Source organism: Micropruina glycogenica, from assembly GCF_900289045.1.
Classification (GTDB): Bacteria; Actinomycetota; Actinomycetes; order Propionibacteriales; family Propionibacteriaceae; genus Micropruina; species Micropruina glycogenica.
Map to the genome: position 1 here is coordinate 1,812,220 of NZ_LT985188.1, position 26,333 is coordinate 1,838,552.

General features: G+C 69.5%; 27 protein-coding genes. 6 read left to right on the plus strand and 21 right to left on the minus strand.

The genetic code is table 11. From position 1 onward, the window contains the following. Window positions 1-141: 141 nt before the first annotated feature. From dprA to MPLG2_RS08490, 4 genes are all read right to left on the minus strand, one after another. The gene (gene dprA / locus MPLG2_RS08475) at window positions 142-1,278 is read right to left on the minus strand and encodes a DNA-processing protein DprA (RefSeq protein ID WP_105185748.1); all 1,137 of its coding nucleotides are present in this window, start codon (window positions 1,276-1,278) and stop codon (window positions 142-144) included. After that, entirely contained in the window at window positions 1,265-2,809 is a 1,545-nt protein-coding gene (locus MPLG2_RS08480; protein ID WP_105185749.1) for a YifB family Mg chelatase-like AAA ATPase, read from the minus strand. The genes dprA and MPLG2_RS08480 overlap by 14 nt, the downstream gene beginning before the upstream one ends. Further along, a complete protein-coding gene (locus MPLG2_RS08485) occupies window positions 2,806-3,171 on the minus strand; it encodes a YraN family protein (protein ID WP_105185750.1) in 366 nt (121 codons plus the stop codon). The genes MPLG2_RS08480 and MPLG2_RS08485 overlap by 4 nt, the downstream gene beginning before the upstream one ends. Before the next feature lie 67 nt (window positions 3,172-3,238). Continuing rightward, window positions 3,239-3,937 (minus strand): aspartate/glutamate racemase family protein, encoded by a 699-nt coding sequence (locus MPLG2_RS08490; RefSeq protein WP_105185751.1) that lies wholly within the window; start codon window positions 3,935-3,937, stop codon window positions 3,239-3,241. 76 nt (window positions 3,938-4,013) lie between these two features. Between MPLG2_RS08490 and MPLG2_RS08495 the strand changes: the two genes are divergently transcribed. Together MPLG2_RS08495 and MPLG2_RS08500 are read left to right on the plus strand one after the other, a co-directional pair. After that, complete coding sequence (locus MPLG2_RS08495) at window positions 4,014-4,913, plus strand: LysR family transcriptional regulator (RefSeq protein WP_105185752.1); 900 nt, start codon at window positions 4,014-4,016, stop codon at window positions 4,911-4,913. A 39-nt stretch (window positions 4,914-4,952) separates the two neighbouring features. Further along, window positions 4,953-5,696, plus strand: coding sequence for an alpha/beta fold hydrolase (locus MPLG2_RS08500; RefSeq protein ID WP_105185753.1), 744 nt, complete (start codon window positions 4,953-4,955; stop codon window positions 5,694-5,696). Window positions 5,697-5,715: 19 nt separating this feature from the next. Here the strand turns inward: MPLG2_RS08500 and MPLG2_RS08505 are convergent, their stop codons facing one another. The 12 genes from MPLG2_RS08505 to rpsP all read right to left on the minus strand — a co-directional run bounded on the left by MPLG2_RS08505 (window position 5,716) and on the right by rpsP (window position 15,311). After that, window positions 5,716-6,027, minus strand: coding sequence for a DUF2469 domain-containing protein (locus MPLG2_RS08505; protein ID WP_105185754.1), 312 nt, complete (start codon window positions 6,025-6,027; stop codon window positions 5,716-5,718). Beyond that, window positions 6,024-6,710: a ribonuclease HII gene (locus MPLG2_RS08510; protein WP_105185755.1), complete on the minus strand. Its 687-nt coding sequence runs from the start codon at window positions 6,708-6,710 to the stop codon at window positions 6,024-6,026. The genes MPLG2_RS08505 and MPLG2_RS08510 overlap by 4 nt, the downstream gene beginning before the upstream one ends. Window positions 6,711-6,717: 7 nt before the next feature. After that, window positions 6,718-7,503 (minus strand): signal peptidase I, encoded by a 786-nt coding sequence (gene lepB, locus MPLG2_RS08515; RefSeq protein ID WP_231935921.1) that lies wholly within the window; start codon window positions 7,501-7,503, stop codon window positions 6,718-6,720. A gap of 37 nt (window positions 7,504-7,540) precedes the next feature. Beyond that, window positions 7,541-7,891 (minus strand): 50S ribosomal protein L19, encoded by a 351-nt coding sequence (gene rplS, locus MPLG2_RS08520; RefSeq protein ID WP_105187562.1) that lies wholly within the window; start codon window positions 7,889-7,891, stop codon window positions 7,541-7,543. A 300-nt stretch (window positions 7,892-8,191) separates the two neighbouring features. Continuing rightward, entirely contained in the window at window positions 8,192-8,953 is a 762-nt protein-coding gene (locus MPLG2_RS08525; RefSeq protein ID WP_105185756.1) for a succinate dehydrogenase/fumarate reductase iron-sulfur subunit, read from the minus strand. Then, on the minus strand, window positions 8,950-10,971 hold the full coding sequence (locus tag MPLG2_RS08530; RefSeq protein WP_105187563.1) for a fumarate reductase/succinate dehydrogenase flavoprotein subunit: 2,022 nt from the start codon (window positions 10,969-10,971) through the stop codon (window positions 8,950-8,952). The genes MPLG2_RS08525 and MPLG2_RS08530 overlap by 4 nt, the downstream gene beginning before the upstream one ends. Further along, window positions 10,971-11,618, minus strand: a complete 648-nt coding sequence (locus tag MPLG2_RS08535) for a succinate dehydrogenase cytochrome b subunit (protein ID WP_105187564.1) — start codon at window positions 11,616-11,618, stop codon at window positions 10,971-10,973. Before MPLG2_RS08535 ends, MPLG2_RS08530 begins: the two co-directional genes overlap by 1 nt. A gap of 222 nt (window positions 11,619-11,840) precedes the next feature. Continuing rightward, entirely contained in the window at window positions 11,841-12,674 is an 834-nt protein-coding gene (locus tag MPLG2_RS08540) for a polysaccharide deacetylase family protein (RefSeq protein WP_158680994.1), read from the minus strand. 663 nt (window positions 12,675-13,337) lie between these two features. Beyond that, entirely contained in the window at window positions 13,338-14,042 is a 705-nt protein-coding gene (trmD, locus tag MPLG2_RS08545; RefSeq protein WP_105185758.1) for a tRNA (guanosine(37)-N1)-methyltransferase TrmD, read from the minus strand. Continuing rightward, entirely contained in the window at window positions 14,042-14,557 is a 516-nt protein-coding gene (rimM, locus tag MPLG2_RS08550) for a ribosome maturation factor RimM (protein ID WP_105185759.1), read from the minus strand. Before rimM ends, trmD begins: the two co-directional genes overlap by 1 nt. A 65-nt stretch (window positions 14,558-14,622) precedes the next feature. Further along, the gene (locus tag MPLG2_RS08555; RefSeq protein WP_105185760.1) at window positions 14,623-14,883 is read right to left on the minus strand and encodes an RNA-binding protein; all 261 of its coding nucleotides are present in this window, start codon (window positions 14,881-14,883) and stop codon (window positions 14,623-14,625) included. 2 nt (window positions 14,884-14,885) lie between these two features. Next, the gene (gene rpsP / locus MPLG2_RS08560) at window positions 14,886-15,311 is read right to left on the minus strand and encodes a 30S ribosomal protein S16 (protein WP_105185761.1); all 426 of its coding nucleotides are present in this window, start codon (window positions 15,309-15,311) and stop codon (window positions 14,886-14,888) included. Between the two features lie 207 nt (window positions 15,312-15,518). On the opposite strand from rpsP, the gene MPLG2_RS08565 reads away from it, so the two are divergent. Further along, the gene (locus MPLG2_RS08565; protein ID WP_105185762.1) at window positions 15,519-16,763 is read left to right on the plus strand and encodes an Nramp family divalent metal transporter; all 1,245 of its coding nucleotides are present in this window, start codon (window positions 15,519-15,521) and stop codon (window positions 16,761-16,763) included. Here the strand turns inward: MPLG2_RS08565 and MPLG2_RS08570 are convergent. Further along, on the minus strand, window positions 16,753-17,259 hold the full coding sequence (locus tag MPLG2_RS08570) for a hypothetical protein (protein WP_105185763.1): 507 nt from the start codon (window positions 17,257-17,259) through the stop codon (window positions 16,753-16,755). The genes MPLG2_RS08565 and MPLG2_RS08570 overlap by 11 nt on opposite strands. A 100-nt stretch (window positions 17,260-17,359) precedes the next feature. Here MPLG2_RS08570 and MPLG2_RS08575 point away from each other — a divergent pair, with 100 nt between their 5' ends. Then, on the plus strand, window positions 17,360-20,146 hold the full coding sequence (locus MPLG2_RS08575) for a TIR domain-containing protein (protein ID WP_105185764.1): 2,787 nt from the start codon (window positions 17,360-17,362) through the stop codon (window positions 20,144-20,146). Between the two features lie 166 nt (window positions 20,147-20,312). On the opposite strand, the gene MPLG2_RS08580 is transcribed toward MPLG2_RS08575, so the two are convergent. Together MPLG2_RS08580 and MPLG2_RS08585 are read right to left on the minus strand one after the other, a co-directional pair. Beyond that, window positions 20,313-21,407 (minus strand): DNA glycosylase AlkZ-like family protein, encoded by a 1,095-nt coding sequence (locus MPLG2_RS08580; protein WP_105185765.1) that lies wholly within the window; start codon window positions 21,405-21,407, stop codon window positions 20,313-20,315. A gap of 119 nt (window positions 21,408-21,526) precedes the next feature. Next, the gene (locus MPLG2_RS08585; RefSeq protein WP_105185766.1) at window positions 21,527-22,723 is read right to left on the minus strand and encodes an amidohydrolase family protein; all 1,197 of its coding nucleotides are present in this window, start codon (window positions 22,721-22,723) and stop codon (window positions 21,527-21,529) included. Between the two features lie 61 nt (window positions 22,724-22,784). Here MPLG2_RS08585 and MPLG2_RS08590 point away from each other — a divergent pair, with 61 nt between their 5' ends. Beyond that, complete coding sequence (locus MPLG2_RS08590) at window positions 22,785-23,498, plus strand: GNAT family N-acetyltransferase (protein ID WP_105185767.1); 714 nt, start codon at window positions 22,785-22,787, stop codon at window positions 23,496-23,498. 281 nt (window positions 23,499-23,779) lie between these two features. On the opposite strand, the gene ffh is transcribed toward MPLG2_RS08590, so the two are convergent. Next, window positions 23,780-25,381, minus strand: a complete 1,602-nt coding sequence (ffh, locus tag MPLG2_RS08595) for a signal recognition particle protein (protein WP_105185768.1) — start codon at window positions 25,379-25,381, stop codon at window positions 23,780-23,782. Between the two features lie 110 nt (window positions 25,382-25,491). On the opposite strand from ffh, the gene MPLG2_RS08600 reads away from it, so the two are divergent. After that, complete coding sequence (locus tag MPLG2_RS08600) at window positions 25,492-25,977, plus strand: hypothetical protein (RefSeq protein ID WP_105185769.1); 486 nt, start codon at window positions 25,492-25,494, stop codon at window positions 25,975-25,977. A gap of 55 nt (window positions 25,978-26,032) precedes the next feature. Here MPLG2_RS08600 and MPLG2_RS19000 read toward each other — a convergent pair whose 3' ends face one another. Then, window positions 26,033-26,197, minus strand: a complete 165-nt coding sequence (locus MPLG2_RS19000; RefSeq protein ID WP_197710128.1) for a hypothetical protein — start codon at window positions 26,195-26,197, stop codon at window positions 26,033-26,035. Window positions 26,198-26,333: the final 136 nt, after the last annotated feature.

A 26,333-nucleotide genomic window follows, 5' to 3' on the forward strand; every position in this document is an offset into this window, starting at 1 on the left:
AACCTTCACAGCGACATGAGAAGGCGAGTGACACGCCGTTGACCGGATCGATCCGTTCCCCCCGGTTTGGAACGATCCGGTCTTCGGCGTCTCTATGTGTCCCCCCGACAAGAAGAACCCTAGACCTCGATAGTTGCTACGTCAGTCACCCGTGCGAGGGACTGAGCGCGCACTCGGCGCCCGGGCCAGCCGCCAGCCGTCGGCGTGCAACGCCACCAGGCCGCGCTCGCCAAGTTGGTCGAGCACGCCGAGGCACGCCCCCAACGGCACCCCCGCCCGCAGTGACACCTCACCTGTGGGCATCGGCCGGCGCGCCGGCAGCGCCTCGAACACGGCCAGTTCCTCGGTGCTCAGATCGTCGAGCGGCCGCTGCTGGCTGGGCCTGGACGCCTGTGAGCGGCCCAGCGGTTCGATCACCTCGAGCACGTCGTCGACCCCGCTGCACAGCACCGCCTCGGCCTCGCGGATCAGCCGGTGCGGCGTGGCCGAGGTCGCGCTGTGCACCGGCCCGGGCACGGCCAACACCACCCGGTTGCAGCTGGTGGCCCAACTGACCGTGTTGCGGGCTCCACTGCGCAGCGCGGCTTCGACCAGCACGGTGGCCGGGGTCAGCGCGGCGATCAGCCGATTGCGGCCCAGGAAGCGCACCCGGGTGGGTTTCTCGAACGGCGGCAACTCGCTGGCCAGCACGCCCGCCGCCGCGACCCGCTGCAACAGGCCGCTGTTGCCGCTCGGGTACGGCTGGTCGAGGCCGCCCGCCATCACGGCCACCGTCACCGCCTCGGCGGCCAACGCGCCGGCATGAGCGGCCGCGTCGATGCCGTAGGCGCCTCCGCTCACCACGGTGACCCCATGCGCGCCCAGGCCGGCGGCCAGGTCGGTGGTGACGCTCTGACCGTAGGCGGTGCACGCCCGCGACCCCACGACGGCGACCGACCGCTCGACCGCCTCGGCCAGTGGCACCGCCCCGCGCACCCACAGCCCGAACGGGGCTCCGCCCATGTCGTTGACCGGCTCGCACCCGCTCAGGTCGCCCAACGCCGCCGGCCACTCGTCGTCGCCCGGCACGATGAAGCGCAGCCGTAGCCGATCGGTGGCCGCCTGCATGTCGGCCAGGTCGAACGCCTGGGCACGCCTGGCCCAGCGTGAGCGCGACGACGGCTGCACCAGGCCCTGCCAGATCGCCTCGGCCCCCTGCTGCTGCACCTGGCGGGTGATGTCGATGGTGGCGGGTTCGACCGTGCAGCACAGCGCCATACGGGCGTCACGCTCGCGCATCGCTCATCACCCCCAGCTGTTCGCCGCGGCGCATGGCCAGCGCCGTGTGCAGGTGGTCGCGCGTCGGCCGATCCACCCCGGCCAGATCGCCGATGGTCCAGGCCAAGCGCACGACCTTGTCGACACCACGGGCCGACAGCAGACCACGGGTGACGGCCTCGTCGACCAGTTCGATGCCCCGGGGCAGCGGCAGCAGGCGGCGCAGCGCCGGGCCCGGCACTTCTCCGTTGGTGCGCCAGCCGTGCTCGGCCAGCCGCCGACGCTGCCGAGCGCGCGCCTCGGCGACCCGGGCCGCCACCACCGCGGTGGGTTCGCCGCCCGCCTGCGCGGCCTTCAGGTATGCGCGGCTCATCGGTGTGAGGTGGTGGTGAATGTCGATGCGGTCGAGAATCGGCCCCGAGATGCGTTCGGCGTAGCGGCGCACGGCCATCGGCGCACAGCGGCACTGCGCACCGCGAGTGACGGCGTTGCCGCACGGGCAGGGGTTCGCCGCCAGCACGAGCTGAAACGACGCCGGGTACACCGCATGCACCATCGCCCGGCCCAGCACCACCCGTCCGGACTCAAGCGGCACCCGCAGCGCCTCGATCACCCGAGGCGGAAACTCGGGCGCTTCGTCGAGGAACAACACCCCGCGATGGGCGCGGCTGATGCTGCCCGGCAGCGCCATGCGCGCTCCCCCGCCCACCACGCTGGCCAGCGAGGCCGAGTGGTGCGGGTCGGCGTACGGCGGTCGCCGGATCAGCCCGTCGTGCAGCGGCAGGCCCGCCAGCGAATGGATCGCCGACACCTCGAGCGACTCCGACGCGTCGAGGTCGGGCAGAAGGCCGGGCAACCGCTCGGCCAGCAGGGTCTTGCCGACACCCGGCGGGCCGTGCATGAACAGGTGGTGGCGGCCGGCGGCCGCCACCTCGAGCGCCCACTTGGCCTCGAGCTGGCCGGCCACGTCGATCAGGTCTTTGCCCGTCGTCGGCTGGGCCTCGGCCTCGGGTTCGGCCACCGGGTGCTGGTCGGGCGGATTGCCCAGCAGCACCGCGACCAGGTCGAGCAGGTCAGCCACGCCCCACACCGTGAGCCCCTCGACCAGCTGGGCCTCGCGCAACTGCGCCGCGGGCACGATGGCGGTGCCGAAGCCCGCCGCCACCGCCGCGAGCAGGGCCGGCAGCAGCCCGCGCACCGGTCGCACCCGGCCGTCGAGGCCCAGTTCGCCCAGCAGCACCAGGTCATCGAGCACCGCGGGGTCGAACCGCTCGGCGGCCGCGCACACCGAACTGACGATGGCCAGGTCGAAGTGCGACCCCGCCTTCGGCAGCGTGGCCGGCGAGAGGTTGACCGTGACCAGTTGCGCCGGCCAGCCCAGGCCCTTGGAATGCACCGCCGCCCGGCACCGTTCGCGCGCCTCAGCCAGGGCCGCGTCGGCCAGCCCCACGATCACCATGCGGGGCAGCCCGCCGCCGATCGCCGCCTCGACCTCGACGATCGCGCCCTCGACCCCCACCAGGGCCACCGAGTAGGCCCGCGCGGTGCTCACGGCGCCACCCCCTGCACATGGGTGACCTGCGGCCGTCCGTCGCGCGGCAGCAGCACGCCGATCGCGTCCAAGCGGTAGCGGGGCACCCAACCCGGCTGCTCGGCCAGCCAGGTGAGGGCCAGGTCGCGCAGCTTGTTGAGCTTGCGCCACGTGATGGCCTCGAGCGGGTCGCCGAAGCCCAGGCCGCTGCGGCACTTCACCTCGCAGAACACCAGCACCGGGTCGGGCCCGGGCGTGCGGGCCACGATGTCGAGTTCGCCCAGCGAACACCGCCAATTGCGGGCGACGATCGTCCAGCCCTGTTTCACCAGGTACTGGACGGCCGCCACCTCACCCGCCCGCCACACCGCCGATCGCTCCACGCCATCAGCTTGTGCCCGCGGCGGTGAAAGTGTTCAAAATCGATCGGCGGGAGTTCAAACCCGCTAGTCAGGCGGGCACGGCCAAGGCCACCCGGGCCAGCTCGGCGGCGTGCGCCTCGGCACTGTCGATCATCGGCAGCGCGCTCTGGCCGGGAGCCAGCAGCAGACCGATCTCGGTGCAGGCCAGCACCACCGCCTGCGCTCCACAGCCGGCCAGCCGATCGATCACCCGTTGATAGGCGGCCCGGGACTCGTCGCGAATCACGCCCTGGGTGAGCTCGTCGAAGATCACCCGGTCGATCAGGTCGCAGTCGTCGACGCCGGGCACCACAACCTCGATGCCGTGCCGCGCGAGCCGGTCGGCGTAGAACCGTTCCTGCATCGTCCACTTCGTGCCCAGGATGCCCAATCTGGTGCAGCCCTGCCGGGTGGCCTCGGCGGCCACCGCGTCGGCGATGTGCAGCAGCGGCACGGTCAGTGCCGCCTCGACCGCGGGCGCCACCTTGTGCATGAGGTTGGTGCAGATCGCCACCACGTCGGCGCCGCCGTTCTGGCAGGCGACCGCGGCGTCCGCGAGCAGCCGGACCGCAGTCTGCCAGTCGCCAGTCACCTGGCAGGCCCGCACCTCGGCGAAGTCGAGCGACTGCAGCACGATGCGCGCCGAGGCATGCCCGCCCAACTCGTTGGCCACCGACTCGTTGAGCAGCCGGTAGTAGGTCATCGTCGAGTGCCAACTCATGCCGCCGATCAGGCCAATCGTTCTCATGCCTCCACTGTGCGCCCGTGGCTTCCTCATAGCTAGACAGCACTTTGTAAGATGATCCATAAGCAATACTTTGAACATGGATCCTCGCCGGCTGCTCCTGTTCCGATCGGTCGCGCGTTCGGGGTCGCTGAGCGCCGCCGCCCGCGAACTCGCCACCACCCAGCCCGCAGTGAGCCAGCAATTGCGGCTGCTCGAGCGCGAGGCCGGGCTGCCGCTGGTGTTGCGCGGCCCTCGCGGGGTGGCGCTGACCGAGGCCGGCGAGCGGCTGCTCACCCAGGCCGACGCGATCGCCGCCCACCTGCACCTGGCCGATGAGGAGTTGGCCGACCTGGCCCAGCTGCGAGCCGGACGGGTGCGGCTGGTCGCCTTTCCCTCGGCTGCGGCGACCTTGGTGCCCGACGCCCTGGACGCCCTCACCCGCGATCACCCCGGCGTCAGCGTCGAGATGGTCGAGGCCGAGCCGCCAGAGGCCGCCGCCGCCGTCCGGCAGGGCGAGGCCGACGTGGCGGTGCTCTTCGGCTACCCCGACCACGCCGGCCCCGGCCTGCAGGCACCCGACGACGCCGCCGATCTGGCCTGGGTGCCGCTGGGCGACGAACCGGTGTCGCTGGTGGTCGATGACGGTGCGAGCACGACCCTGGACGACCTGCGCAGCCAGACCTGGATCGCCGGCTGCCCGCGCTGCCGGGGCCATCTCGTCGACAGCTGCCGGCGGGCCGGGTTCGAGCCGAGAATCCGGTTCGAGAGCGACGACTACGTGGTGGTGCAGAATCTGGTGGCCCGAGGCCTCGGCGTCACCGCCCTGCCCCGGCTCGCGCTGCAGGCGTTTCGGCACCCGGGGGTCGCGGTGCGCGCCTCCGCCCTGTTCGGACGCCGCACTGTCGGCGCGGTCCATCGCGCGGGCGCCGAGCAGGTGCCGTCGATCAGGGCGCTGTTGGAGCGCCTGCAGCGGGCGGCCGCCCATCTGCCTGATTAGCGGACGGGTTCTGTCGGTGGCCGTTGCCATGATGGCGTCATGACGGCCGACACGAACGATCCGACCATCCTGCTGATCCCGGGCCACTGGCTGGGCGCCTGGGCGTGGCACGCCGTGCAGCAGCACCTCACCGCCCTGGGTCGCCGCCCCGTGCCGCTCACCCTGCCCGGCCTCGACCCCGCCGACCCCGACCGGGCGTCGCGCACCCTCGACGATCAGGTGGCGGCCATCGAGGCGGCGATCGCCGCGGCCACGTCGCGCGACGGTGAACGTGTGGTGGTGGTCGCGCACAGCGGGGCCAACGCTCCGGTCAGCCTGCTGCTCGACCGGCATGCCGAGCGGGTGCGGCGGGTGATCTGGGTCGACAGCGGGCCGGTCAGCCCCGGCAGCGCCTTCGCCCCCGACGCGCCCGCGAGCCTCGACGAGCTGCCCCTGCCGCCCTTCGACGAGCTGGGCCGGCAGGCGAGTCTCGACGGTCTCAGCCACGAGGCGCTCGAGCGCTTCCGGGCCCGCGCCGTGCCCGAGCCCGGGCCGGTGCTGCGCCAACCCGTGGAACTCACCGACGACGCCCGCCTGCGGGCGCCCACCACGCTGGTGTGCTGCTCGATCGCGAGCGCCCAGGTGATCGAGTTGGCCAACGCCGGCCACCCGATGTTCGCGCAGGTCGCCGAGCTCAGCAACGTGCAGTTCGTCGACCTGCCGACCGGTCATTGGCCGATGTGGAGCCGCCCCACCGACCTGGCCCAGGTGATCGCCGATGCCTCAGCGCTGCCCGACGACTGAGCCGGCGGGCCGCCGCGCGTCACAGGTTCTCGGGCACCTTCAGGTCACTGTGCGCGATCTCTTCGATCGACACGTCGCGAAACGTCAACACCTTCGCCGACTTCACGAACCGCGCCGGGCGGTACATGTCCCACACCCAGGCGTCACCCATCGACACCTCGTAGTACACGTCGCCGCCCTCGGTGCGCACCTTCAGGTCGACCGCGTTGCACAGGTAGAAGCGGCGCTCGGTTTCGACGGCGTAGGTGAAGATGCCGACCACGTCCTTGTACTCCCGATACAGCTGAAGTTCCAGGTCGCTTTCGTACTGTTCAAGGTCCTCGGCGCTCATAGCGGTGCCACTCTACCCGCACCGGCCCGGCCCCCGCCGACGCCGGCCGAATCGGCTGCCCGGCGCACGTTCTCGAACACCCACCGGTGAATCTCGCAGGGCCCGTTGGCGTCGAGATGGGTCTGGTGCAGCGGCGTGCAGTAGCCCTTGTGCACGTCGAAGCGGTACTGCGGCCACTGGTCGTGCGCGCGGCACATGATGCGGTCGCGGGTCACCTTCGCGATCACGGACGCCGCCGCCACGCAGCCGGCCACCGCGTCGCCCTTCCACACCGCCAGGGACGGTGCCCCCAGCCCGTCCACGCCGAAACCGTCGGTGAGCACGAAGTCGGGCCGCAGATCGAGCCGACACACCGCGCGGCGCAGGGCCTGAATGTTGGCCACGTGCATGCCCAGCCGGTCGCATTCGCCCGGCTCGACCAGCACCACCGACCAGGCCACGGCCTTGGCGAGAATCTCGTCGTAGCACCGCTCGCGCTGCAGTGGCGTGAGCAGTTTGGAGTCTTTCAGCCCGCGCACCTGGCTGCCCGGCGTCCTGCCGAGAATCACCGCCGCGGCCACCAACGGCCCCGCGCAAGCGCCCCGTCCGGCCTCGTCGGCGCCGGCGATCAGTTCGAAGCCCGCCCGGCGCAGGGCCCGTTCGTAGCCGTACAGCCCGGCGTCACGGCGCAGCACGAACGCCATCGCCGGCTCAGCAGGTGGGTGGGTCGCCGACGATCACCGGCGTGTCGGGCGCCGGCGCGGTCGCTGCGGGCACCTGGTCGAAGGTGGCCGGCCTGCTCAGCGTGCGCCAGCGGTCGAACGGATACACCACGGCGACGGCCGAGCCCACCACGTCGGCGGTGGGCACGAAGGCGGCGATGCCGCCGGTGCCCTCGGTGAGGTGGCAGCGCGAGTCCTGCGAGTTGTTGCGGTGATCTCCCATCACCCAGATGCGGTCTTTGGGCACCACCACGTCGAACGGAAACTCCGATGGAGCGACGGTCTGGCCGTTCTCGGAATACAGGTAGGTGCCCTCGTCGAGCGGCTGCCCGTTGACGGTGATGCGGCCCTGCGCGTCGCAGCATTTGACGTGGTCGCCGGGCAGGCCGATCACGCGCTTGATCAGGTGGTTCGAACTCTCGTCGGGGGCCAGGCCGATGAAGATCAGGGCCTTGCGCACCGGATCGGTCTCTTCGGCGGGAGCCGACAGCCAGCCCTGGGTGTCGCGAAACACCACGATGTCGCCGCGCGACCAGCCGGCCACCTTCTGCACCATGACCCGGTCGCGAATCAGCAGGGTGTTTTCCATCGAGCCCGACGGTATGACGAACATCTGCGCCACGAACAGCCGCAGCAGGGTTGAGGCGATCAACGCCCCGACCACCACGATGGCGATCTCTTTGGCCCACATGCCGGCCACCCGGCCCGCCGACGGCTTACCGGGTTTGCCGGTGGGTGCCGAGGGGGTCGTGGGACTGGTGGGTGAGTCGCTCACCGTGGTCTCCTGCGTGCAGGGGTGGCCGGCCGCAGGATCAGCGGTCTCGCTTTTCCTTGATCTTGGCGGCCTTGCCGCGCAGGCCACGCAGGTAGTACAGCTTGGCGCGCCGGACGTCACCGTGCCGCTCGACCTCGATCTTGTCGATGATCGGGGAGTGCAGGGGGAACGTGCGCTCGACGCCGGTGCCGAAGCTCACCTTGCGCACGGTGAAGGTTTCGCCGATGCCGCTGCCGTTGCGGGCGATCACCGCGCCGGCGAAGACCTGCACGCGGGAGCGGTTGCCCTCGACGACCTTCACGTGCACACGCACGGAGTCGCCGGGACGAAAGTCGGGAATGTCGGAGCGGAGGGAGGCCTCGGTGACCTCGGCAACGATCTTGTTCATGCTGGTTTCCTCGCCGGTGCCACAGGACACCTCGTGGTTCATCATCGGATTGGTGAGTGAACGCCTTCCCCCTGTGGCAGGGGCGTCCGGCACCGAGGATCAAGTCTGCCACACGCCGCCCGTGGCGCCGAATCGGTGGACGGCCCGGGCGCCAGGGTAGAGATCTTGGCGTGCGCCGAACTGACGAGAAGTTCGCGGCCCTGCCAGGAGCGGAGCACAGTCGGACGACCGGAGCCGCGCGGGTGGCGAACCGCGGGCTCCTGCCGTCCCCCGTCTCGAGCGGCTCTCGCCGTGCGAGCTCTACTTGCCGTCGGACTTGAACAGCGACGTCATCAGGTCGCGGTTGAGCTGGCCGATGGTGTCGAGCGGAATGCCCTTGGGGCACACCGCCGCGCACTCACCGATGTTGGTGCAGCCGCCGAAGCCCTCGGCGTCGTGCTGCGCCACCATGCCCTTGACCCGCGACCAGCGTTCGGGCTGGCCCTGGGGCAGCATCGCGAGATGGGTGATCTTGGCCGAGGTGAACAGCATCGCCGAGCCGTTGGGGCAGGCCGCCACGCAGGCGCCGCAGCCGATGCAGGTGGCCGCGTCGAAGGCCCGGTCGGCCTTCACCTTGGGCACCGGGGCCGCGTTGGCGTCGGGCGCCGAGCCGGTGTTCACCGAGATGTAGCCGCCGGCCTGAATGATGCGGTCGAAGGCGGTGCGGTCGACCACCAGGTCTTTGATCACCGGAAAGCCGCCGGCCCGCCACGGCTCCACGTCGATGGTGGCGCCGTCGGCGAACGAACGCATGTGCAACTGGCAGGTGGTGGTCGGCACGGGGGACGCGCTGCGTCCGTGCGCCGAGCCGTTGATCACCACACCGCACATGCCGCAGATGCCCTCACGGCAGTCGTGGTCGAACGCCACCGGCTCGATGCCCTCGATGGTGAGCTTCTCGTTGAGCAGGTCGAGCATCTCGAGAAAGGACATGTCGGGGCTGACGTCGGCCAACTGGTAGGTCTGCATACCGCCCTTGGCGGCCCCGTTGGCCTGACGCCACACGCGCAGGGTGATGTTCACTTGTAACTCCGTTGCTTCAGCTCGATGTACTCGTACTCCAAGGGCTCTTTGTGCAGCACCGGGGTGTCGCCGCCGTACTCCCAGGCCGCCACGTACAGATACTCGTCGTCGTGGCGCAGCGCCTCGCCGTCGGGCGTTTGCGACTCGGCCCTGAAGTGCCCGCCGCACGACTCGCGCCGGTGCAGCGCGTCGATGCACATCAGTTCACCCAGTTCGATGAAGTCGGCCACCCGGCCGGCCCGCTCGAGGGTCTGGTTGAACTCTTCGTTCTCGCCCGTCACCTTGACGTCGCGCCAGAACTCGGCCTTCAACTCGCGAATCAGGCCGATGGCCTTCTTCAGGCCCTCTTCGGTGCGCTCCATGCCGCAGTACTCCCACATGATGTGGCCGAGTTCTTTGTGGAACGAGTCGACGGTTCGTGAGCCGTCGATGCTGAGCAGCGTGCTGATCCGCTCTTTCACCGCGTTGACGGCTTCGACCACTGCCGGATCGTCCAAGGCGACCTTGGGGAACGGAGCCCCCGCCAGGTAGTCGTTGATGGTGTTCGGCAGCACGAAGTAGCCGTCGGCCAGACCCTGCATCAACGCGGACGCACCCAGCCGGTTCGCGCCGTGGTCGGAGAAGTTGCACTCGCCGGTGGCGTACAGGCCGGTGATCGTGGTCATCAGGTCGTAGTCGACCCACACCCCGCCCATCGTGTAGTGCACCGCCGGGTAGATGCGCATCGGCACCTCGTAGGGGTCCTCGGCGGTGATCTGGGCGTACATGTCGAACAGGTTGCCGTACTTGGCCGACACCGCCGGCTTGCCGATGCGCTTGATCACGTCGGCGAAGTCGAGGTACACCCCGCGCCGGACGTTCTTGACCGATCCGTCCGCCTGCTTCTCGGCCACCGCCGGCCCCACGCCGCGACCCTCGTCACACATGTTCTTGGCCTGCCGCGACGCGATGTCGCGGGGCACCAGGTTGCCGAAGGCCGGGTAGATGCGCTCCAGGTAGTAGTCGCGGTCCTGCTCAGGAATCTGACGCGGGTCTTTGTCGCAGTCCTCGGCCCGCTTGGGCACCCAGATGCGGCCGTCGTTGCGCAGCGACTCGCTCATCAGGGTGAGCTTGCTCTGGGTATCGCCGTGCACCGGAATGCAGGTCGGGTGAATCTGGGTGTAGCACGGGTTGCCGAAGTAGGCGCCCTTGCGGTGCGCACGCCAGCTCGCGGTGACGTTGCAGCCCATCGCGTTGGTCGAGAGAAAGAACACGTTGCCGTAGCCGCCGGTGGCCAGCACCACGGCGTCGGCCAGGTGCGTTTCGATCTCGCCGGTCACCATGTCGCGCGCGACGATGCCGCGAGCCCGTCCGTCGACGATGATCACATCGAGCATCTCGTGCCGGGCGTACATCTTGACCGTGCCGGCCGCCACCTGACGCTCGAGCGCCTGGTAGGCCCCGATCAGCAACTGCTGGCCGGTCTGGCCGCGGGCGTAGAAGGTGCGTTGCACCTGCACGCCGCCGAAGCTGCGGTTGTCGAGCAGGCCGCCGTAGTCGCGGGCGAACGGCACGCCCTGTGCCACGCACTGGTCGATGATGGACGCGCTCACCTCGGCCAGCCGGTACACGTTGGTTTCGCGGGCGCGGTAGTCGCCGCCCTTGACCGTGTCGTAGAACAGCCGGTAGGTGGAGTCGTTGTCGTTGCGGTAGTTCTTCGCCGCGTTGATGCCGCCCTGCGCCGCGATCGAGTGCGCCCGCCGCGGGCTGTCTTGGTAGCAGAAGTTCAGCACGTTGTAGCCGGCCTCGCCCAGGGACGCCGCCGCGGCGCCGCCGGCCAGGCCGGTGCCGACGATGATCACCGTCAGCTTGCGCCGGTTGGCCGGGTTGACCAGCTTGGCCTCGAACTGCCGCTTGGCCCACTTGCCCTCGATCGGGCCGCCGGGTGCCTTGGTGTCACGCAGCTCGTCGCCGTCGGCCCACAGACGACCGGACTCACCGGTGGTGACCACCTCTTGCTCAATGGTTTGCGTTGCCATCACTTCACCCATCCGAACGCCACCGCCAGCGGCGCAATCATGAACCCGACATACAACAGCACCGCGATGAAATAGGCCAGCCCGTTCCAGATCTTGCGGGACGTGGCCGAGGTGTTGGCACCCAGCGTCGCGAAAGCGCTCCAGAAGCCGTGCCGCACGTGCAGGCACACCGTCACCATCCACAGCGCGTAGGCCAGCACCAGCCACCACTGCTGAAACGACACCACGAACATCTCGTAGGGGCCCGCGCCGCTGTTCCAGCCGGTCTTGATCACCTGAGCGGTGAACTGCAGCAGGTGAAAGATCAGGAACGTGCCGAGAATCACGCCGCCCCAGCGCATGGTGCGCGCTGCGTAGGTCTCTTGGATCGTCTTGCGCACCACGTACTTGCTGCCCCGGGCCGCCTTGGCCTTGCGGGCCAGGCGCCAGGCCGAGCCTGCGTGCAGCAGAATCGCGGCCAGCATGAAAGCGCGGAAGATCCAGATGAACCAGCCCGACGGGATCAGCGGGTAGAGGATGTCGCCCTTGAGCCAGTGGGCGTAATGATCGAAGGCTTCCTCGCCGAGGAAGACCTTGAGGTTGCCGTACATGTGCATGAGCAGGAAGCCGACCAGGATCAGGCCGGTCACCGCCATCAGAGCCTTCATCGCCACAGTTGAGCGAGCGGCCCGGGCACGCGGAGAAATTGTTGTCGTCGCCACGAGCCTCAGACTATGCCCGCTGCCCCGACCCGACCGCCCAAACGGGCAGGAACTTCAGTTTGAGAACAAAGGTTTCACGTAATGATCGGCATGGCCGCCTGAGCACGGATTTTGGCTACGAGATTGGTATCGAAATACCGGCACGGAAAGCCGTCTACACTTCCCCGCTCAGGGATGCAATCCGCGTGTGTAGGTCTTGCCCGGCGTGGTGGGCCCCAGAATGTCGTCCAGGCTCACCAGGGTGTAGCCCTTGGCCCGAATCTTCTTGATCAAGGTCGGTACGGCCTTGATCGTCCACGGATGAATGTCGTGCGCCAGCACGATCGCGCCCGGCGCCAGTTGCGGCATGGTGGCGGCCACCACCTTGGCTGCGGTGTTGTACTGCCAGTCCAGCGCGCCGGCGCTCCAGTTGACGACGGCCTGCCCGAGCTTCTTCGCCACGGCGTCGGTGGCCTTGGTGTGCGACCCGTACGGCGGCCGCATGAAGCGCACCTTGACCCCGGTGACCTTCTCGATCAGCAGGGTGTTGTCGGTGATCTCTTTGGTGGCCTTGGTGGTGCCGATCAGCCGCAGGTTCGGGTGGCTCATGGTGTGGTTGCCCAGCGTCATGCCGGGCGTCTCGGCGATGCGCCTGGCCATCGCCTTGTCGACGTTGATCATGTTGCCGACCAGAAAGAACGTGGCGGGCACCTTCTGTTTCACCAACGTGTCGAGCAGGGTGCCGGTCTTGGGCCCGGGGCCGTCGTCGAAGGTCAGCGCGACGCATTTCACCGTGCGACAGTCGACGGGTGCGGGCTCGGTCGTGGTGGCGCTGGGTGTTGCCGAGGGCGATGCGGCGGTCGAGGTTGGGCTCGCGGACGGCTGGGTAGCGGCGGACGTCACCGCGGACTCGGACGGCGTCGGCGCGGTTTGCGTGGGCGGCGTGGATGCGCAACCCGCGACCACCGCGAGCACACCGATCAGGCAGACGGTACGGGGAAGGGGCCTGCGGGCGGGAGTCACCCCTCCAGTGAACCCGCTTGCGCAACGGACTGGGCCCACGGCACACAGAGTGGACGCCGAGAGGTCGACCGTCCGCGAGATTACGTCCGATTCGGGGTGCCTTGACGCTCAGCGAGGCGCGGCGGCCCCACGATCGGACGTAATCTCGCGTGTCCGTCGGGTCCAGATCCGCTGATCGAGCTTGTCGAGATCTGTGGGCGCCTTCGTCGCACCGCGACGACGGCTCATGCGTCATCCCGGCGCAGGCCGGGATCTCCACAACCATCCGACGCTCCCCTGACCAGCTCGCCGCCCAGCCGCACGTCGGCGGCGAACTCGCTGGCGTCCACCAGCTCGAGACCAGAGAAGCGCACGGTGAGCAGAGAGGGGGTGCCTCCCGAACGCTCCTCGTGAAACTGACCGCGTTCACGCGACAGGAGATCCCGGCGTGCGCCGGGATGACGGCTGTTGTCCCGTTGGGCTCGTCAAGAGCGAGCGCAAGGTTGAAGCGGAGTGGGGGTGCACCCCGTCAGGGCGTGGTCGGGCGTCGGGTCAACTCAGCGGCGGAGCCTGCGCAGCCGGTGAGGCTGACCCGGGGCGGGACGGGGTGCACCCCCACTCCGCGGCAGCGAACGCAACCACAGCCATGAGAGATCCCGGCGTTCGCCGGGATGACGGTGAGAATCAGCCCAGCAGATCGGGACGACGCGAGCGCGTCCGCTCCTCCGCCTGCGCCCGGCGCCACTTCGCCACCTCGCCGTGATGACCCGACAGCAGCACCTCGGGCACACCCAACCCTCGCCACGTCTCGGGCTTGGTGTAGGTCGGGTACTCCAGCAGGTGGTCGTGCCCCGGCGCGTGCGACTCCTCGACCAGAGATGCCGGGTTGCCCAGCACCCCCGGCAGCAGCCGCACGATCGCCTCGACCATGGCCAGCACCGCCACCTCGCCGCCGTTCAGCACGTAGTCGCCGAGGCTGACCTCGCGCACCCGCATGCGACTGGCGGCGTGCTCCATCACCCGCGCATCGATGCCCTCGTAGCGTCCGCAGGCGAAGATCAGCCGCTTCTCGGCGGCCCACTCGTGGGCGTACTCCTGGGTGAACCGCTCCCCCGACGGCGTCGGCACGATCAGCATCGGCTCGGCCTGGTCGGGGGTCGGGTCGAGCAGCAGTTCGTCCAGTGCCTCGCCCCACGGCTCGGGCTTCATCACCATGCCGGCGCCGCCCCCGTAGGGGGTGTCGTCGACGGTGCGGTGCCGGTCGTGGGTCCACCGGCGCAGGTCGTGCACGCCCACGTCGACCAGCCCGCGCTGAATCGCCTTACCGACCAGCGACAACTGCAGCGGCCCGAAGTACTCGGGAAAAATCGTCACGATGTCGAGTCGCATCATGCCTCCACGTCTTCGAACAACCCTGCCAGCTCAGCCACCTCGACGTAACCGCCCGCCACGTCGACCACCGGCACCAGGGCCGACACGAACGGCACCAGCCGCTCACCGTCGGCGGTCGAGACCACCAGCAGATCCTGCGCCGGGTGATGGGTCACCGACGCGACGCGCCCCAACGCCACTCCCCCGCGGCGTACCTCCAGCCCCACGAGGGCAGCGTCGTGAAACTCGTCCTGCGCGGTTTCGCCGGCCTCGACCCGGGCCCACAGCTCCACCCCGCGCAGCGTCTCGGCCCGCGACCGGTCGGTGACGCCCACGAACGACACCAGCAGCACGTCCCCCTGCAGGCGGCTGTGCGCGACCTCGATCGGGTCGCCCTCGACCCCGCCCCGATGCAGCACCGATCCGGCAGCGAACCGCTGTTCGGCGTAGTCGCTGTGCACCCGAACGGTCACCTCGCCGCGCAGCCCGTGCGCGCGTCCGACGGTGCCGACGATCACGTCGACTTCGGCCATGGGTGTCCTCCTGAAAAACCGTGACGCCCCCGAGTGCAACTCAGGGGCGTCAGTCGGACGGGTGGTCAGCGCCGGCGGCGCTGGTTGTTGCGGCGATCGACGTCGACGAAGTCGACCCGGACGGTTTCGCGTCCGGCCAGTGCCGACACCACGGTGCGCAGCGCACCCGCGGTACGGCCCTGCCGTCCGATCACCTTGCCGATGTCTTCGGGGTGCACCCGCACCTCGAGGGTGCGCGGCCGGCGCCGATCTGACTCGGTGACCCGCACGTCGTCGGGGTTCGAGACCAGACCGCGCACCAGGTGCTCCAGTGCGTCGGCGAGCACGATCAGGCCTCGTCGGCGGTCTCGGCCTCGGCCTCAGCCTCGGCGGCCTTCTTCTTGCCCTTGCTGATCGCGGCGGTCGACGGCTCATTGTCGGCCTCGGCCAGGGCGGCGTTGAACCGTGCGACCTTGTCGACCTTCTCGGCCTGCGGCTCGACACCCTCGGCGGAGGTTTCGCCGGTGAACTTCTGCCAGTCACCGGTGCGCTTGAAGATGGTGACGACGGCCTCGGTGGGCTGCGCGCCGACGCCCAGCCAGTACTGCGCCCGCTCGGAGTCGACCTTGATGACCGACGGATCGTTCTTCGGCTGGTACAGGCCGATCTCTTCGATCGCGCGGCCGTCGCGCTTGGTGCGCGAGTCCATGACGACGATGCGGTAGTGCGGTGAGCGGATCTTGCCGAGCCGCTTCAGACGAATCTTGGTTGCCACTTGTGTGGTTTCTCCTGTTGGAAAGCCTGGGCAACGACTGCCAGGCTGGACGGGTGAGGCGAACCCCCACTGTGGGGAATGGGTGCGAACCTCGGGTGAATCCTCGGCACCGGCGTTGAGAGGGCACCAGCGCAGAAGACGCGCCCAATATTGTGCCAGACCGGCCCACCAATCAGCGAACCGGGGCCGCCCGGTAACCTTCGGCGCATGTACTCGCCCGGGCACCGGCCTCGCGTGGGGGCCGGCTGGGCGCTGCTCGGGCCCGCGTTCGTGGCGTCCGTCGCCTACGTCGACCCCGGCAACGTGGCCGCCAACCTCACCGCCGGCAGCCGGTACGGTTACGCCCTGGTGTGGGTGCTGGCCGGCGCCAGCCTGATGGCGATGCTGATTCAGTACCAGTCTGCCAAGTTGGGCCTGGTCACCGGACGCACCCTGCCCCAGGTGATGCGCGCCAAACTCGAAGGCAAGCCGTGGCGCGGCGTGGTGAGCGCCGGCTACGGCGTGCAGGCCTTCGTGATCGCGGTGGCGACCGACGTGGCCGAGGTGGTCGGCGGCGCCCTCGCTCTGCACCTGATGTTCGGCACCCCGCTGTGGCTGGGCGGGGTGATCGTCGGGGTGGTCAGCGTGGTGCTGCTGTGGGCGCTGCGCACCCATGGCGAGCGCACGTTCGAACTGGCCATCACCGCCGTGCTGGCGATCATCTGCGCCGGCTTTCTGGGCGCGCTGTGGTGGGCGCCGCCCGACTGGCGCGCCACGACGGCGGGCCTGGTGCCGAGCGTTCCCGACGCCGACGCCTGGCCGCTGGTGGCCGCCATGCTGGGCGCCACAGTGATGCCGCACGCGATCTATCTGCACTCGGCCCTGGCCATCGACCGGCACCGGCGCGACGGACGGCTCGATATACCGCTGCGCCGACTGCTGCGCATTCAGAAGGCGGACGTGCTCTTGGCGCTGCTGCTGGCCGGATCGGTGAACATCGGCATGCTGCTGCTGGCCGCCGCCGCCCTGCGCGGCGAGGCGGGTGACACCATCGAGGCCGCGTTCGCCACCATCAGTGACCGGGTCGGCAGCGTGCCCGCCCTGGTGTTCGCGATCGGGCTGCTGGCCTCCGGCGTCGGTTCGGCCGTGGTCGGCACCCACGCCGGTTCGCGCATTCTCAAAGACATGATCGGCATGCCGATCGCCCCCACCGTGCGCCGGGTGATCACCATCGGCCCAGCCGTGCTGCTGCTCACGCTCGGGGTGGCACCCACCCAGGTGCTGGTGTGGTCACAGGTGGTGCTGTCGTTCGGCGTCGCACTGGCCGCCGCGCCGCTGGCCGACTTCACCGGCGACCGGCGACTGATGGGCGAGTTCGTCGACCCGGTCTGGAAGCGGGTGCTCAACTGGACGATCGTGGGCACCATCGTCGCCCTCAACCTGGTGATGGTGCACTGGACGCTCACCCAGTGACCCGCCTCAGCCGAGCCGAGGCACCTCGCCGAGTTCGCACCACAGGGCGCAGTTCGTCGTCACGTCCGGCGTTTCGGGCAGTCGGCACGCGCGGCCAGACGTCGCTCGCCAGCAGCACGGCGGGGTCGGCGGCGATCGAGCGCAGCAGCAGCTCATCGGGAATCCTCTGCAGGGCGGCCAGCACGTCGTGGCGCGACATGGTGGTGGGCGGGTGCGGCGCGAAGGGGTCGTTGGTGGCCCACTTGAGGCACTCCTGGTTGACCGCGTCATCGAGCGAACGCCGGCCCAGCGCGTCGATCAGGTCGGCCCGCCGCTGCTGCGCGGACGGCGCTTCGGCGGCTCGCGCCTCGGCCTTGCGTCGTTTCGCGCGGGCCTCCACGTCGAGCAGGTCGATCACCTGCCGGCGGGCCTTCGCCTCGGCACGTTTCAGGCGTTGCAGGTTGTCGGCACCGATGACCTTCTCAAGGTCCTGTGCCAGCGTGTGCCGAACGCCCATGGCGTGAGCCTATGCATCGGCTGTGCGAATGAACGGTTAGGCGTGGGCGAGCCCGGGGATCCGGGCTAAGTTATGGGCCACTGGTGAAGGGTGGGGGGCCATGGCGCAGTGGGACGCGTTCATCTCCTACGCCCGCTCGGCCTCGACGTTGGAGGCCCAGCGCCTGCAGACCGCCATTCAGACCTTTGCCAAGCCGTGGTACCGGCTACGCATGGTGCGCATCTTTCGTGACGACTCGTCGATGTCGGCGAACCCGGCGCTGTGGTCGTCCATCGAGCAGGGATTGCGCGAGGCCCGGTACCTGGTGGTGCTGCTCAGCCAGGCGGCGGCCCGGTCTGAATACGTGGCGAACGAGATCGCCTGGTGGCTGCGCCACAAAGACGCAGCATCGATTCTGCTGGTGCACGACGACGGCACCCTGGCGTGGGACCGACAACGCAACGACTTCACCGCGAACAGCGACTGCGTGCCCGCCCCGCTGCGCGGCGCGTTTCGCGAAGAGCCGCGCTGGACCGATCTGTCATGGTTCGACGCCCCCGGGTCGGCGGGCCCGGCCGACCCACGCTTCGCCGAGAAGGTGGCCGATCTGGCTGCGACCATTCGCGGCATTCCGCGCGACGAGCTGGTGGGCGACGACGTGGCGCAGCACAAACGCGCGTGGCGGCTGGCGAAGGTCGCCATCGGTGCACTCAGCCTGCTGCTGATCGCCTCGGTGGTGGCCAGCATCGTCGCGATCGCCCAACGCAACCAGGTGCAGCGTCAGGCGACCGCCCTGCTGGCCAGGCAGCTCGCGGTGACCGCCGACTCGCTGCTCGGCCGCGACCTTCGCCGGGCGCAGTTGCTGGCGGTGCAGGCCTACCGCACCGAGGCCAACCCCGACACCCGGGCCGCCCTGCTGCGGGCCACCCTGGCCAGCCCGGCCCTGCGCCGGTTCGTATCGTTCGCGGCCCCCATCTCGGCGCTCTCGGCCTCATCGGACGGACGCTTCGTGGCCGTCGGCCTCGACAACGGCGAGGTGCACAGTTGGGACGTGGCCACCGCGGCTCCCGTGGCCCGGCTCACGTTGGCGCACCGGGTGCTCGCAGTCGGTATCAGTGACGACGGGCAGGTGGTGGCCGCCGTCGACGGGACATCCACCCAGGTCGCCACCGCCGGCGGGGTGAGCAGTCTAGTGACTCCTGCCGGTGCCTCACCCGAGTTGGTGGCCGTCAACCCGGCGGGCACCGGTATCGTGATCTGCTCTGATACGGCCACAGACCGGCCGGTCACGCTCGTCGACCTGGCCAAGCGCAGCCAGCGCACCCTCACCAACACCGTCGAGTTCGGCCCGTACGCCCTGCAGTTCGTCGGCAACGACGAGGTGGTCCTGTCCAATCCCGGCGCTCAGCGGCGCACCTTTCCGGGCTTCGGGTTGGTGCAGTCGGGCAACTTCAACTACGGCAATCACGAAACCGCCAGCCGCATCTCGGGCGACGGACGGTTCGCCGCCGGCACCAACAACGCCGCCGAGGTGCCCGTCTGGTCGACCATGGCAGAACGCGATCCACCGGCCCGGTACGCGTTCGTGCCGATGGCGAACGCGACGGCGTCGGCGCTGAACCACGACGGCACCGTGGTGGCGGTGGCCGACGCCACCGGCATTCACCTGGCCACGGTGCAGCAGGTCGATTCGCCCGCCGGCTTTGGGCATTCGGTCGATCCGCCGCGGCTGTTCCAGGGCACCACGCAGGTCAACCCCGACGGGCTGGTGTTTCTCGGCACAACGAACCGGTTCGTGGCGGCGTCAGGGGCAGACCTGAGCCTGTGGAACCCCGACTCGGTCGGCCGGGGGTCGACCAGCACGGCGATCGATCTGCCGAGCGGCTCGATGGCGGCCGGGTCGCCGTCGGTGGCCCTGTCGTCCGACGGCACCACGATGGCGATACGCGACGGCGATCGCGCTCGGCTGTTGGTGACGGCCGCGCCGGGGCGCTCGGGCAACCTGAGCCTGGACTACACCCCACAGGCCGGTTACCTGGCGGTTCCGGTCTGGCTCGATGCGAGCACGGTGCTGCAGGTGGCGGCCGGCTCCGACGGTGGCACACCGGGGTCTGCGCTACCCGACCTACCCAACGGCGTCGTCGGTTGGGCGCTCGGGCGCCCCGACCAGCAGGTGCTCGCCGTCGCAACGGCACCCGACGCCGCGTCCGTGCTGGTCGTCGGCGAGGCCGGCCACATCGAGCGTCGTGACCCTCGCACGGGGGTCGTCCAATCAGCCACCCAGGTCATCGCCCCCAGCGACGACAAGAAGTGGTTCGACGCTGCGGTCGACCAGTCCACGGCGACGGTGGCGCTGACCCCGGCCTTCGGCAGCGAACTGGTCGTGGTCGACGCCGCCACGGGGGCCCGCAGATTCACCGTCGCACAGCCGGGCGACACGGTGTCACGCAGCCTGTTCGCCGACGGCTCGCTGTGGGTGCGGTACAACTCCGGCGTCATCGAGCGTCGCGACCCCACCACGGGGGCCTTGCAGCGCCGGTTGGCTGCCCGGCTGTCGGCCACCGGTACCGGCGAGCTGGCGCACGCCTCGGGCGTGCTGGCGATTCCGACCGACCAGGGGGTGACGCTCTACGACACCAGCTCGGACGCCACGCTCGGGTCGATCGAGACCCCCCAGGGCAGGGACGACCGGCGCCGCGGCAGCACCCTCAGCGCCGACGGGTCTGCCCTGGTCACGGTGTACGAGTCGAACGGCGAACCGGGCAGCACCGGCTTGGCGGTCACCACCACCCTGGCGGCCGACGAGCTGGTCGGCGTGGCCTGCCGCACCTCGGGCGGTAGCCTCACCGCCGCCGACTGGACGGCCCTGATCGGCCCCGACGTGCCCGCGGACCTGACCTGCCGCTGACACCCGACCGCTGGTCGAGCCCGTCGAGACCCCTCCCAAGATCTCGACAAGCTCGCCCAGCGATCTCGTCATCCCCGCCAGATCTCGCGTCCCCAAGAGCAAACCCGCGACTTGCGCTCGAGAGATCCCGGGTCAAGCCCGCTCGATCAACTGTTTGGTGCCACTCTCAGTCGTCCGAATCGGCCAGTTCCAGGCCCAGCCAATCGGCCAGGGAGCGAATCTCTGCGTGCACGTCCGCCACCTCGCCGGTCGTCCAGTCGCGGTCGCGATGCACAGCGAACACCCGCAGCACCCCTGCCTTACGGTCGGCTTTGGCGTCCAGCTTTCCGATCAACTCGTCGCCGCGCAGGATCGGCAGCGCGAAATAGCCCCACCGCCGTTTCGCGGCCGGTTTGTACATCTCGAGCACGTACTCGAAACCGAACAGTTCCTCGGCGCGCACCCGGTCGAACACGAGCCGGTCGAAGGGCGACAGCAGCGCGGTGCGTCCGTCGAAAGGCACGCCGAGTTCGTCCAGGCCGACCTCGTCGACCCGCCACTGCCCCGGCACGCCGTCCACCACCGCCGGCACGCCGACGTCGCCGACGTCCATGCGTTCCAGCGGCACCTCGGTCTGCTTCGCCCGCGCGATGCCGAGGGCCTGCAACCGACGCACGTTGCGGCTGGCGGCGGCGGTTTCGACGTTGATCTCGGGCACGTCCGGGTAGACGCGTTCGGCCAGATCCCACCGGCGCTCGCGCCCCTCGCGACCGGCGATGGCCACCTCACCCAGCCGCACCAGCAGTTCCATCATCTGAGTGACGTTGCGATTGTTGGTCCAGCCGGAGGATCCCCAGGACACGGCCGCGGTGTCGGGAATCTCGGCCGTAAGCAGCGGTCCATCGACGAGTCTGGCCAGCACATCGGCACGGAAGGCTGCGTTGGCAGCCAGCCACTCCTTGGGCTGGGCGTACTTGAGCGGTTGCCGCATGTACGCCCGGTACAACGGCAGGTCGGCGATCGCGCGGTACATGCCGTCGTACTCGAAGGCGACCCGCTCGACCTCGACCGCTTCCTTCAACTGCGCCGGCTCGTAGCCATTGCCCAGCCGAGTCCACAGAATCAGGTCCTCACTGGGGGCGATGGCGTTGGTGGGGTCGATGTTCAGCACGGTCAGCTCGTCGATCACCTCGGCCACCGAGGCTGGGCGGCGGGCGTCGAGCAGTTGGGCACGCACGGCCAGTCGGCGAGCGTCCCGGCGACTCAACTGCAGCGGTGCCACGGCCGTGAGGCTACCGCCTGTTGACGAAATGTGCGCGCCAGTGAGCCGGTACCCGCCCGACACGCCGTGACTGGGTTCACTGGCGCGCACATTTCGTCAGGGTCGTCCGGTGACCCGGCTCAGTTCGCCGCGGATCCGCCCACCACGCGTCCGTTCAGGATGATCAGCACCGGCTCACGCACCACCGAGATGGTCACCCGCGGATCCTCGGCGAACACCACGATGTCGGCGGGTGCCCCCTCTTCGATGCCCGCATGGCCCAGCCAGGCGCGGGCGTTCCACGACGCGGCACCGAGTGCGAAATCGTTGCCGCCCACTTTCGCGAGAAGTTCGATCTCGCCCGCGATCAGCCCGTGCCCGTGCACTCCCCCGGCATCTGTGCCCGCATAGACCGGCACGCCGGCGTCCACCGCCTTGCCCATGGTCTCGAAGCGCCGCTCGTACAGGGCCATGATGTGGGCGGCATAGGTGGGGAACTTGGCCTCACCGGCGGCGGCGAACTGCGGAAAGTTCTCCAGGTTCACCATGGTCGGCACCAGCGACACCTGACGCTCGGCCATGGCCGCGATGGTGTCGTCGTCGAGGCCGGTGCCGTGTTCGATGCCGTCGATGCCGGCGGCCACCAGTTCGGTCACCGAGCGCTCGTCGAAGCAGTGCGCGGTCACCCGGGCGCCGTGCTCGTGGGCGGCCTCGATCGCCTCCTTCGCCACGTCGGTGGGCCACAGCGGCGACAGGTCGCCGGTGTCGCGGTCGATCCAGTCGCCGACGATCTTCACCCAGCCGTCGCCGCGTTCGGCCTGGGTGACCACCTCGTCGACCAATTGGTCGGGTTCGACCTCCTCGGCGAAGTTGCGCGAGTACCGCTTCGGACGGGCGATGTGCCGGCCGGCCCGAATGATCTTGGGCAGGTCCTCACGACCCTGCAGAAAGCGGGTGTCGAGCGGCGACCCGGCGTCGCGGATCAGCAGCGTGCCCACCTCGCGATCGGTCAGCGCGTGCTCTTCGGCGCGTTCTTCACTGACGGCCCCGTGCGATTCGAGTCCGACGTGGCAGTGGGCGTCCACCAGGCCGGGCATGATCCAGCCGCTGGTGGCGACGGTGATGGCGTCCGCGATCGGCTCGAGACTGATCACGCCGTCATGCAGCCAGAGATCCCGCTCGTCCCCCTCGGGCAGCACCACGCCATGCAGGTGCAACCGCTGCGGCGGGCCGTCCGGAACCTGGCCGGACACGTGGGTGTGGGTGTGGCCGTCGTGGGTGTGCGTCAGCGACGTCAGCGGTCCCAGGCCGGGCGGCAGGTCGTGGCGGTGCGTCATGGGTCGATCATGGCACTGCCCGCCGCCCCGCTTTCGGGTTATGGGGCCATAAGCTGCCCCGATGGACGCGGGGACGGTGGCGCGACGGGCCTGGGCGAACAGGCTCGGCACGTCGCCGGACGTCTTCGAGCATGACGGGTTGGTGATGCTCGCCCGGCCCTGGGACAGCGTAGTCGTGGTCGAACTGGGTCGCTGCTGCGTGGTCGCAGGTCCAGTCACTGTCATTGATGGCCCGGCCCACGTGGATCGGCGCGTCATGGGCGACGCCGACTCTCTGGCGGCTTTGCTGGGTGGCCCGCCGACGGCGCGCGCCATCGGCACCGCAGACCTGTGGTTCACCGGCATTCCGGTGGGGGCAGACCTCGGCGACACCACCGAGGCGACCGATGCCGATCTTGCCACCCTGCGTGCCGACTGCTCCCCTGCCGAGTTCGACGAGAGCGGTCTGGCGGAGTTGTCGCGGCGGTGGGTGAGTCGCACTGCCGCGGGAGCAGTGGCTGCCTCTGCCGGCTACGCACCCTGGGCGCACACGCTGGCCCACGTGGGAGTGCTGAGCGCACCGCCGCATCGCGGCCAGGGCCACGCCTATCGTGCAGCCGCACGCGCCGTCGACGAAGCTCTCGCCGAAGGGCTGATTGCGCAGTGGCGCTGCCGGGTGGGCAACGATGCGTCTGCCCGGCTGGCGCAACGACTCGGCTTCACCTGGGCGGGTCGTCAGACAGCCGTGCGACTGAGGCAAGCAGAGCGGCGAGATCCCGGGTCAAGCCTGGGATGACGGGCGCGTTCGGTCGTTTGGTCTCGACAAGCTCGACCAACGGTGATTGAGCCTGTCGAAATCAATGGGTCCGGACGAAGCTTGACCAACGCGAACCTGACCGGTGGGGAACGAAACGCTGAAGCGGACTGGGGGGTGCAGCACCCCGTCAGGGCGTGGTCGGGCGTCGGGTCAACTCAGCGGCGGAGCTTGCGGAGCCGGTGAGGCTGACCCGGGGCGGGACGGGGTGCACCCCCACTCCGCGGAACCAGACGGTCTCGACAAGCTCGACAAGCGTGGGGTCAGCGGGGGCCCTGGTTCTTCGGCTGGTCGAACATCTTGGCCAGGTCGGGCGGCAGTTGGAAGTCGCCCAGCGCCTTCGCCAGATCGGCGTCGGAGGGCTGGCCCGACTTGCCGAGCCCGAAGGCGTCCGCGGGGTTCCATTCGGGTTGCGCCGCCGCGGCCGCCGGTTCGGCCGGACCGGCCGCGCGCTTGGCCGGATTGCCCGACACGCCCTTGCCGCGGCCCTTCGGCTTGGGTGCCTGACGGGGCGGCTGACGCCGCGCGCCCGGCATACCCGGCATGCCCGGGCCGCCCATCTGACCACCCAGCGACTGCATCATCTTGCGGGCGTCGAAGAACCGGTTGACCAGGCTGTTCACGTCGGTGACCGTGGTGCCCGAGCCCTTCGCGATGCGGGTGCGGCGCGAGCCGTCCAGAATCTTGGGGTTGGCCCGCTCGGCCGGCGTCATCGACTTGATGATGGCCTCGAGCCGGTCGATCTCGCGCTCGTCGATGTTGTTGATCTGGTCTTTCATCTGACCCATGCCGGGCATCATGCCCAGGATCTTCGACAGCGGGCCCATGCGGCGCACAGCCTGCATCTGCTGCAGAAAGTCGTCCAACCCGAACTCGCCACGCCCGCCCAGCAGCTTCTCGGCCGCCTTGGCGGTCTGCTCGGCGTCGAAGGTCTTCTCGGCCTGCTCGATCAGGGTGAGCACGTCGCCCATGCCGAGGATTCGGGACGCCATGCGGTCGGGGTGGAAGGCGTCGAAGTCCTTCAGCCCCTCGCCGTTGGAGGCGAACATGATCGGCTTGCCGATCACCTTCGCGATCGACAGGGCGGCGCCGCCGCGGGCGTCGCCGTCGAGCTTGGTGAGCACCACGCCGTCGAACCCGACGCCGTCGTCGAACGCACTCGCGGTGTTCACCGCGTCCTGGCCGATCATCGCGTCGACCACGAACAGCACCTCGGTGGGGTTGACCGCGGCGCGAATGTCGGCGGCCTGCTGCATGAGTTCGGAGTCGATGCCCAGCCGGCCGGCGGTGTCGACCACGACCACGTCGTACAGCTTGCTCATGGCGTGCAGAATCGACTGCCGCGCCACCTGCACCGGGTCGCCGACACCGTTGCCCGGCTCGGGCGCGTACACGTGCACGCCGGCACGCTCGCCGACCACCTGCAACTGGTTGACGGCGTTGGGCCGCTGCAGGTCGGCCGCCACCAGCAGCGGCGAATGCCCCTGCCCCTTGAGCCACAGGCCGAGCTTGCCGGCCAGGGTGGTCTTGCCCGAGCCCTGCAGGCCGGCGAGCATGATCACCGTGGGCGGCCGTTTGGCGAACCGCAGCGGACGAGCCTCGCCACCCAGAATCGCGACCAGCTCTTCGTCGACGATCTTGATGATCTGCTGGCTGGGGTTGAGTGCCTTGTGCACGTCGGCGCCCAGCGCTCGGCTCTTCAGGTTGGCGATGAACTCTTTGACCACGCCGAGGTTGACGTCGGCCTCGAGCAGCGCCAGCCGAATCTCGCGGGCGGTGGCGTCGATGTCGGCCTCGGTGAGCCGGCTCTTGCCGCGCAGGTTCTTGAAGACCTCGTGCAGGCGGTCTTGCAGGGTGTCGAACAACGGGTTTCCTCACGCAGTCGGATTACCGGGTCAGCTTACCGGTTGGCGTAGGACGACCCCGAAAGGGCCCCACCCGCCGCCTAGAATGACCGGACTCGAAGGAGGTTTCGATGACCCAGCCCAACCAGGGCTACGACAACACGGGCGGCTACGGGCAATCCGCCAACCCCTACGGGCAACCGCACGTTGCCGGGCAACCGTCGTACGGCCAGCCGAATCCGCATGACCCGGGTAGCCAGTACGGCCAAAGCAACCCGTACGGGCAGCCGAATCCTTATGGCCAGACCAGCCCGTACGGCCAGCCCCACCCCTATCAGGGTGGGGGGTACCCACAGTCTGGCCAGCAGGGCTATGACGGCCAACCCGGCTGGGGCATGCAGCAGACACCGGCGAAACGTCCGGCATGGCGCACGAGCGTGGGGTGGATCTTCGTAGCACTCACCGGGCTGTTCACCCTGAGCGCCATCACTCAGCTGGCGTCCGGACGCCTGTTCAGCGGCGGCAGCGCCGCCTATATGGCCGGCCAGCTCATCGGGTTGGTTCTGGTCATCGGCGGGCCGGCACTGGTCGCGTGGCTGATGCTGCGCAAGAAGTAGCCGCGCGACTACTCGACCAGCAGCGGGTCCACGAACGCCGCTGCCTCGCACCACGTCAGGCGTCGTGCGAGCCTGTCGGACGATAGGCGACATAGGTGACGCCGTTGCCGAAGGTCCGCGCATCCACCCGTGTCAGTCGGGCGGCGTAACCCTCGGGAAAGAACCGCCGTCCGGTGCCCTGTACGGCCGGGCAGCAGAACATGCGGAACTCGTCGGCCATACCCCTCGGCGATCAGCAGGTGGGCCAGGGTGATACTGCCGGTCAGCACGACCGCCAGCACTACACTGTTGCGCCACTGCGGATCGGTGATCGTTGCGCTGACCACGTACTTGGTCACCCGGTTGAGCTGGTCGCT

Coding starts and splice junctions, on each gene's coding strand:
- rplS (WP_105187562.1), bottom strand. CDS start 7,891: ATGAACAAGATCGTTGCCGAGGTCACCGAGGCCTCCCTCCGCTCCGAC.
- MPLG2_RS19000 (WP_197710128.1), bottom strand. CDS start 26,197: ATGGCCGACGAGTTCCGCATGTTCTGCTGCCCGGCCGTACAGGGCACC.
- MPLG2_RS08535 (WP_105187564.1), bottom strand. CDS start 11,618: ATGAAGGCTCTGATGGCGGTGACCGGCCTGATCCTGGTCGGCTTCCTG.
- trmD (WP_105185758.1), bottom strand. CDS start 14,042: ATGCGACTCGACATCGTGACGATTTTTCCCGAGTACTTCGGGCCGCTG.
- MPLG2_RS08585 (WP_105185766.1), bottom strand. CDS start 22,723: ATGACGCACCGCCACGACCTGCCGCCCGGCCTGGGACCGCTGACGTCG.
- MPLG2_RS08530 (WP_105187563.1), bottom strand. CDS start 10,971: ATGGCAACGCAAACCATTGAGCAAGAGGTGGTCACCACCGGTGAGTCC.
- MPLG2_RS08565 (WP_105185762.1), top strand. CDS start 15,519: ATGTACTCGCCCGGGCACCGGCCTCGCGTGGGGGCCGGCTGGGCGCTG.
- MPLG2_RS08570 (WP_105185763.1), bottom strand. CDS start 17,259: ATGGGCGTTCGGCACACGCTGGCACAGGACCTTGAGAAGGTCATCGGT.
- MPLG2_RS08490 (WP_105185751.1), bottom strand. CDS start 3,937: ATGAGAACGATTGGCCTGATCGGCGGCATGAGTTGGCACTCGACGATG.
- MPLG2_RS08500 (WP_105185753.1), top strand. CDS start 4,953: ATGACGGCCGACACGAACGATCCGACCATCCTGCTGATCCCGGGCCAC.
- dprA (WP_105185748.1), bottom strand. CDS start 1,278: ATGCGCGAGCGTGACGCCCGTATGGCGCTGTGCTGCACGGTCGAACCC.
- MPLG2_RS08495 (WP_105185752.1), top strand. CDS start 4,014: ATGGATCCTCGCCGGCTGCTCCTGTTCCGATCGGTCGCGCGTTCGGGG.
- MPLG2_RS08505 (WP_105185754.1), bottom strand. CDS start 6,027: ATGAGCGCCGAGGACCTTGAACAGTACGAAAGCGACCTGGAACTTCAG.
- MPLG2_RS08575 (WP_105185764.1), top strand. CDS start 17,360: ATGGCGCAGTGGGACGCGTTCATCTCCTACGCCCGCTCGGCCTCGACG.
- MPLG2_RS08600 (WP_105185769.1), top strand. CDS start 25,492: ATGACCCAGCCCAACCAGGGCTACGACAACACGGGCGGCTACGGGCAA.
- MPLG2_RS08590 (WP_105185767.1), top strand. CDS start 22,785: ATGGACGCGGGGACGGTGGCGCGACGGGCCTGGGCGAACAGGCTCGGC.
- rimM (WP_105185759.1), bottom strand. CDS start 14,557: ATGGCCGAAGTCGACGTGATCGTCGGCACCGTCGGACGCGCGCACGGG.
- MPLG2_RS08510 (WP_105185755.1), bottom strand. CDS start 6,710: ATGGCGTTCGTGCTGCGCCGTGACGCCGGGCTGTACGGCTACGAACGG.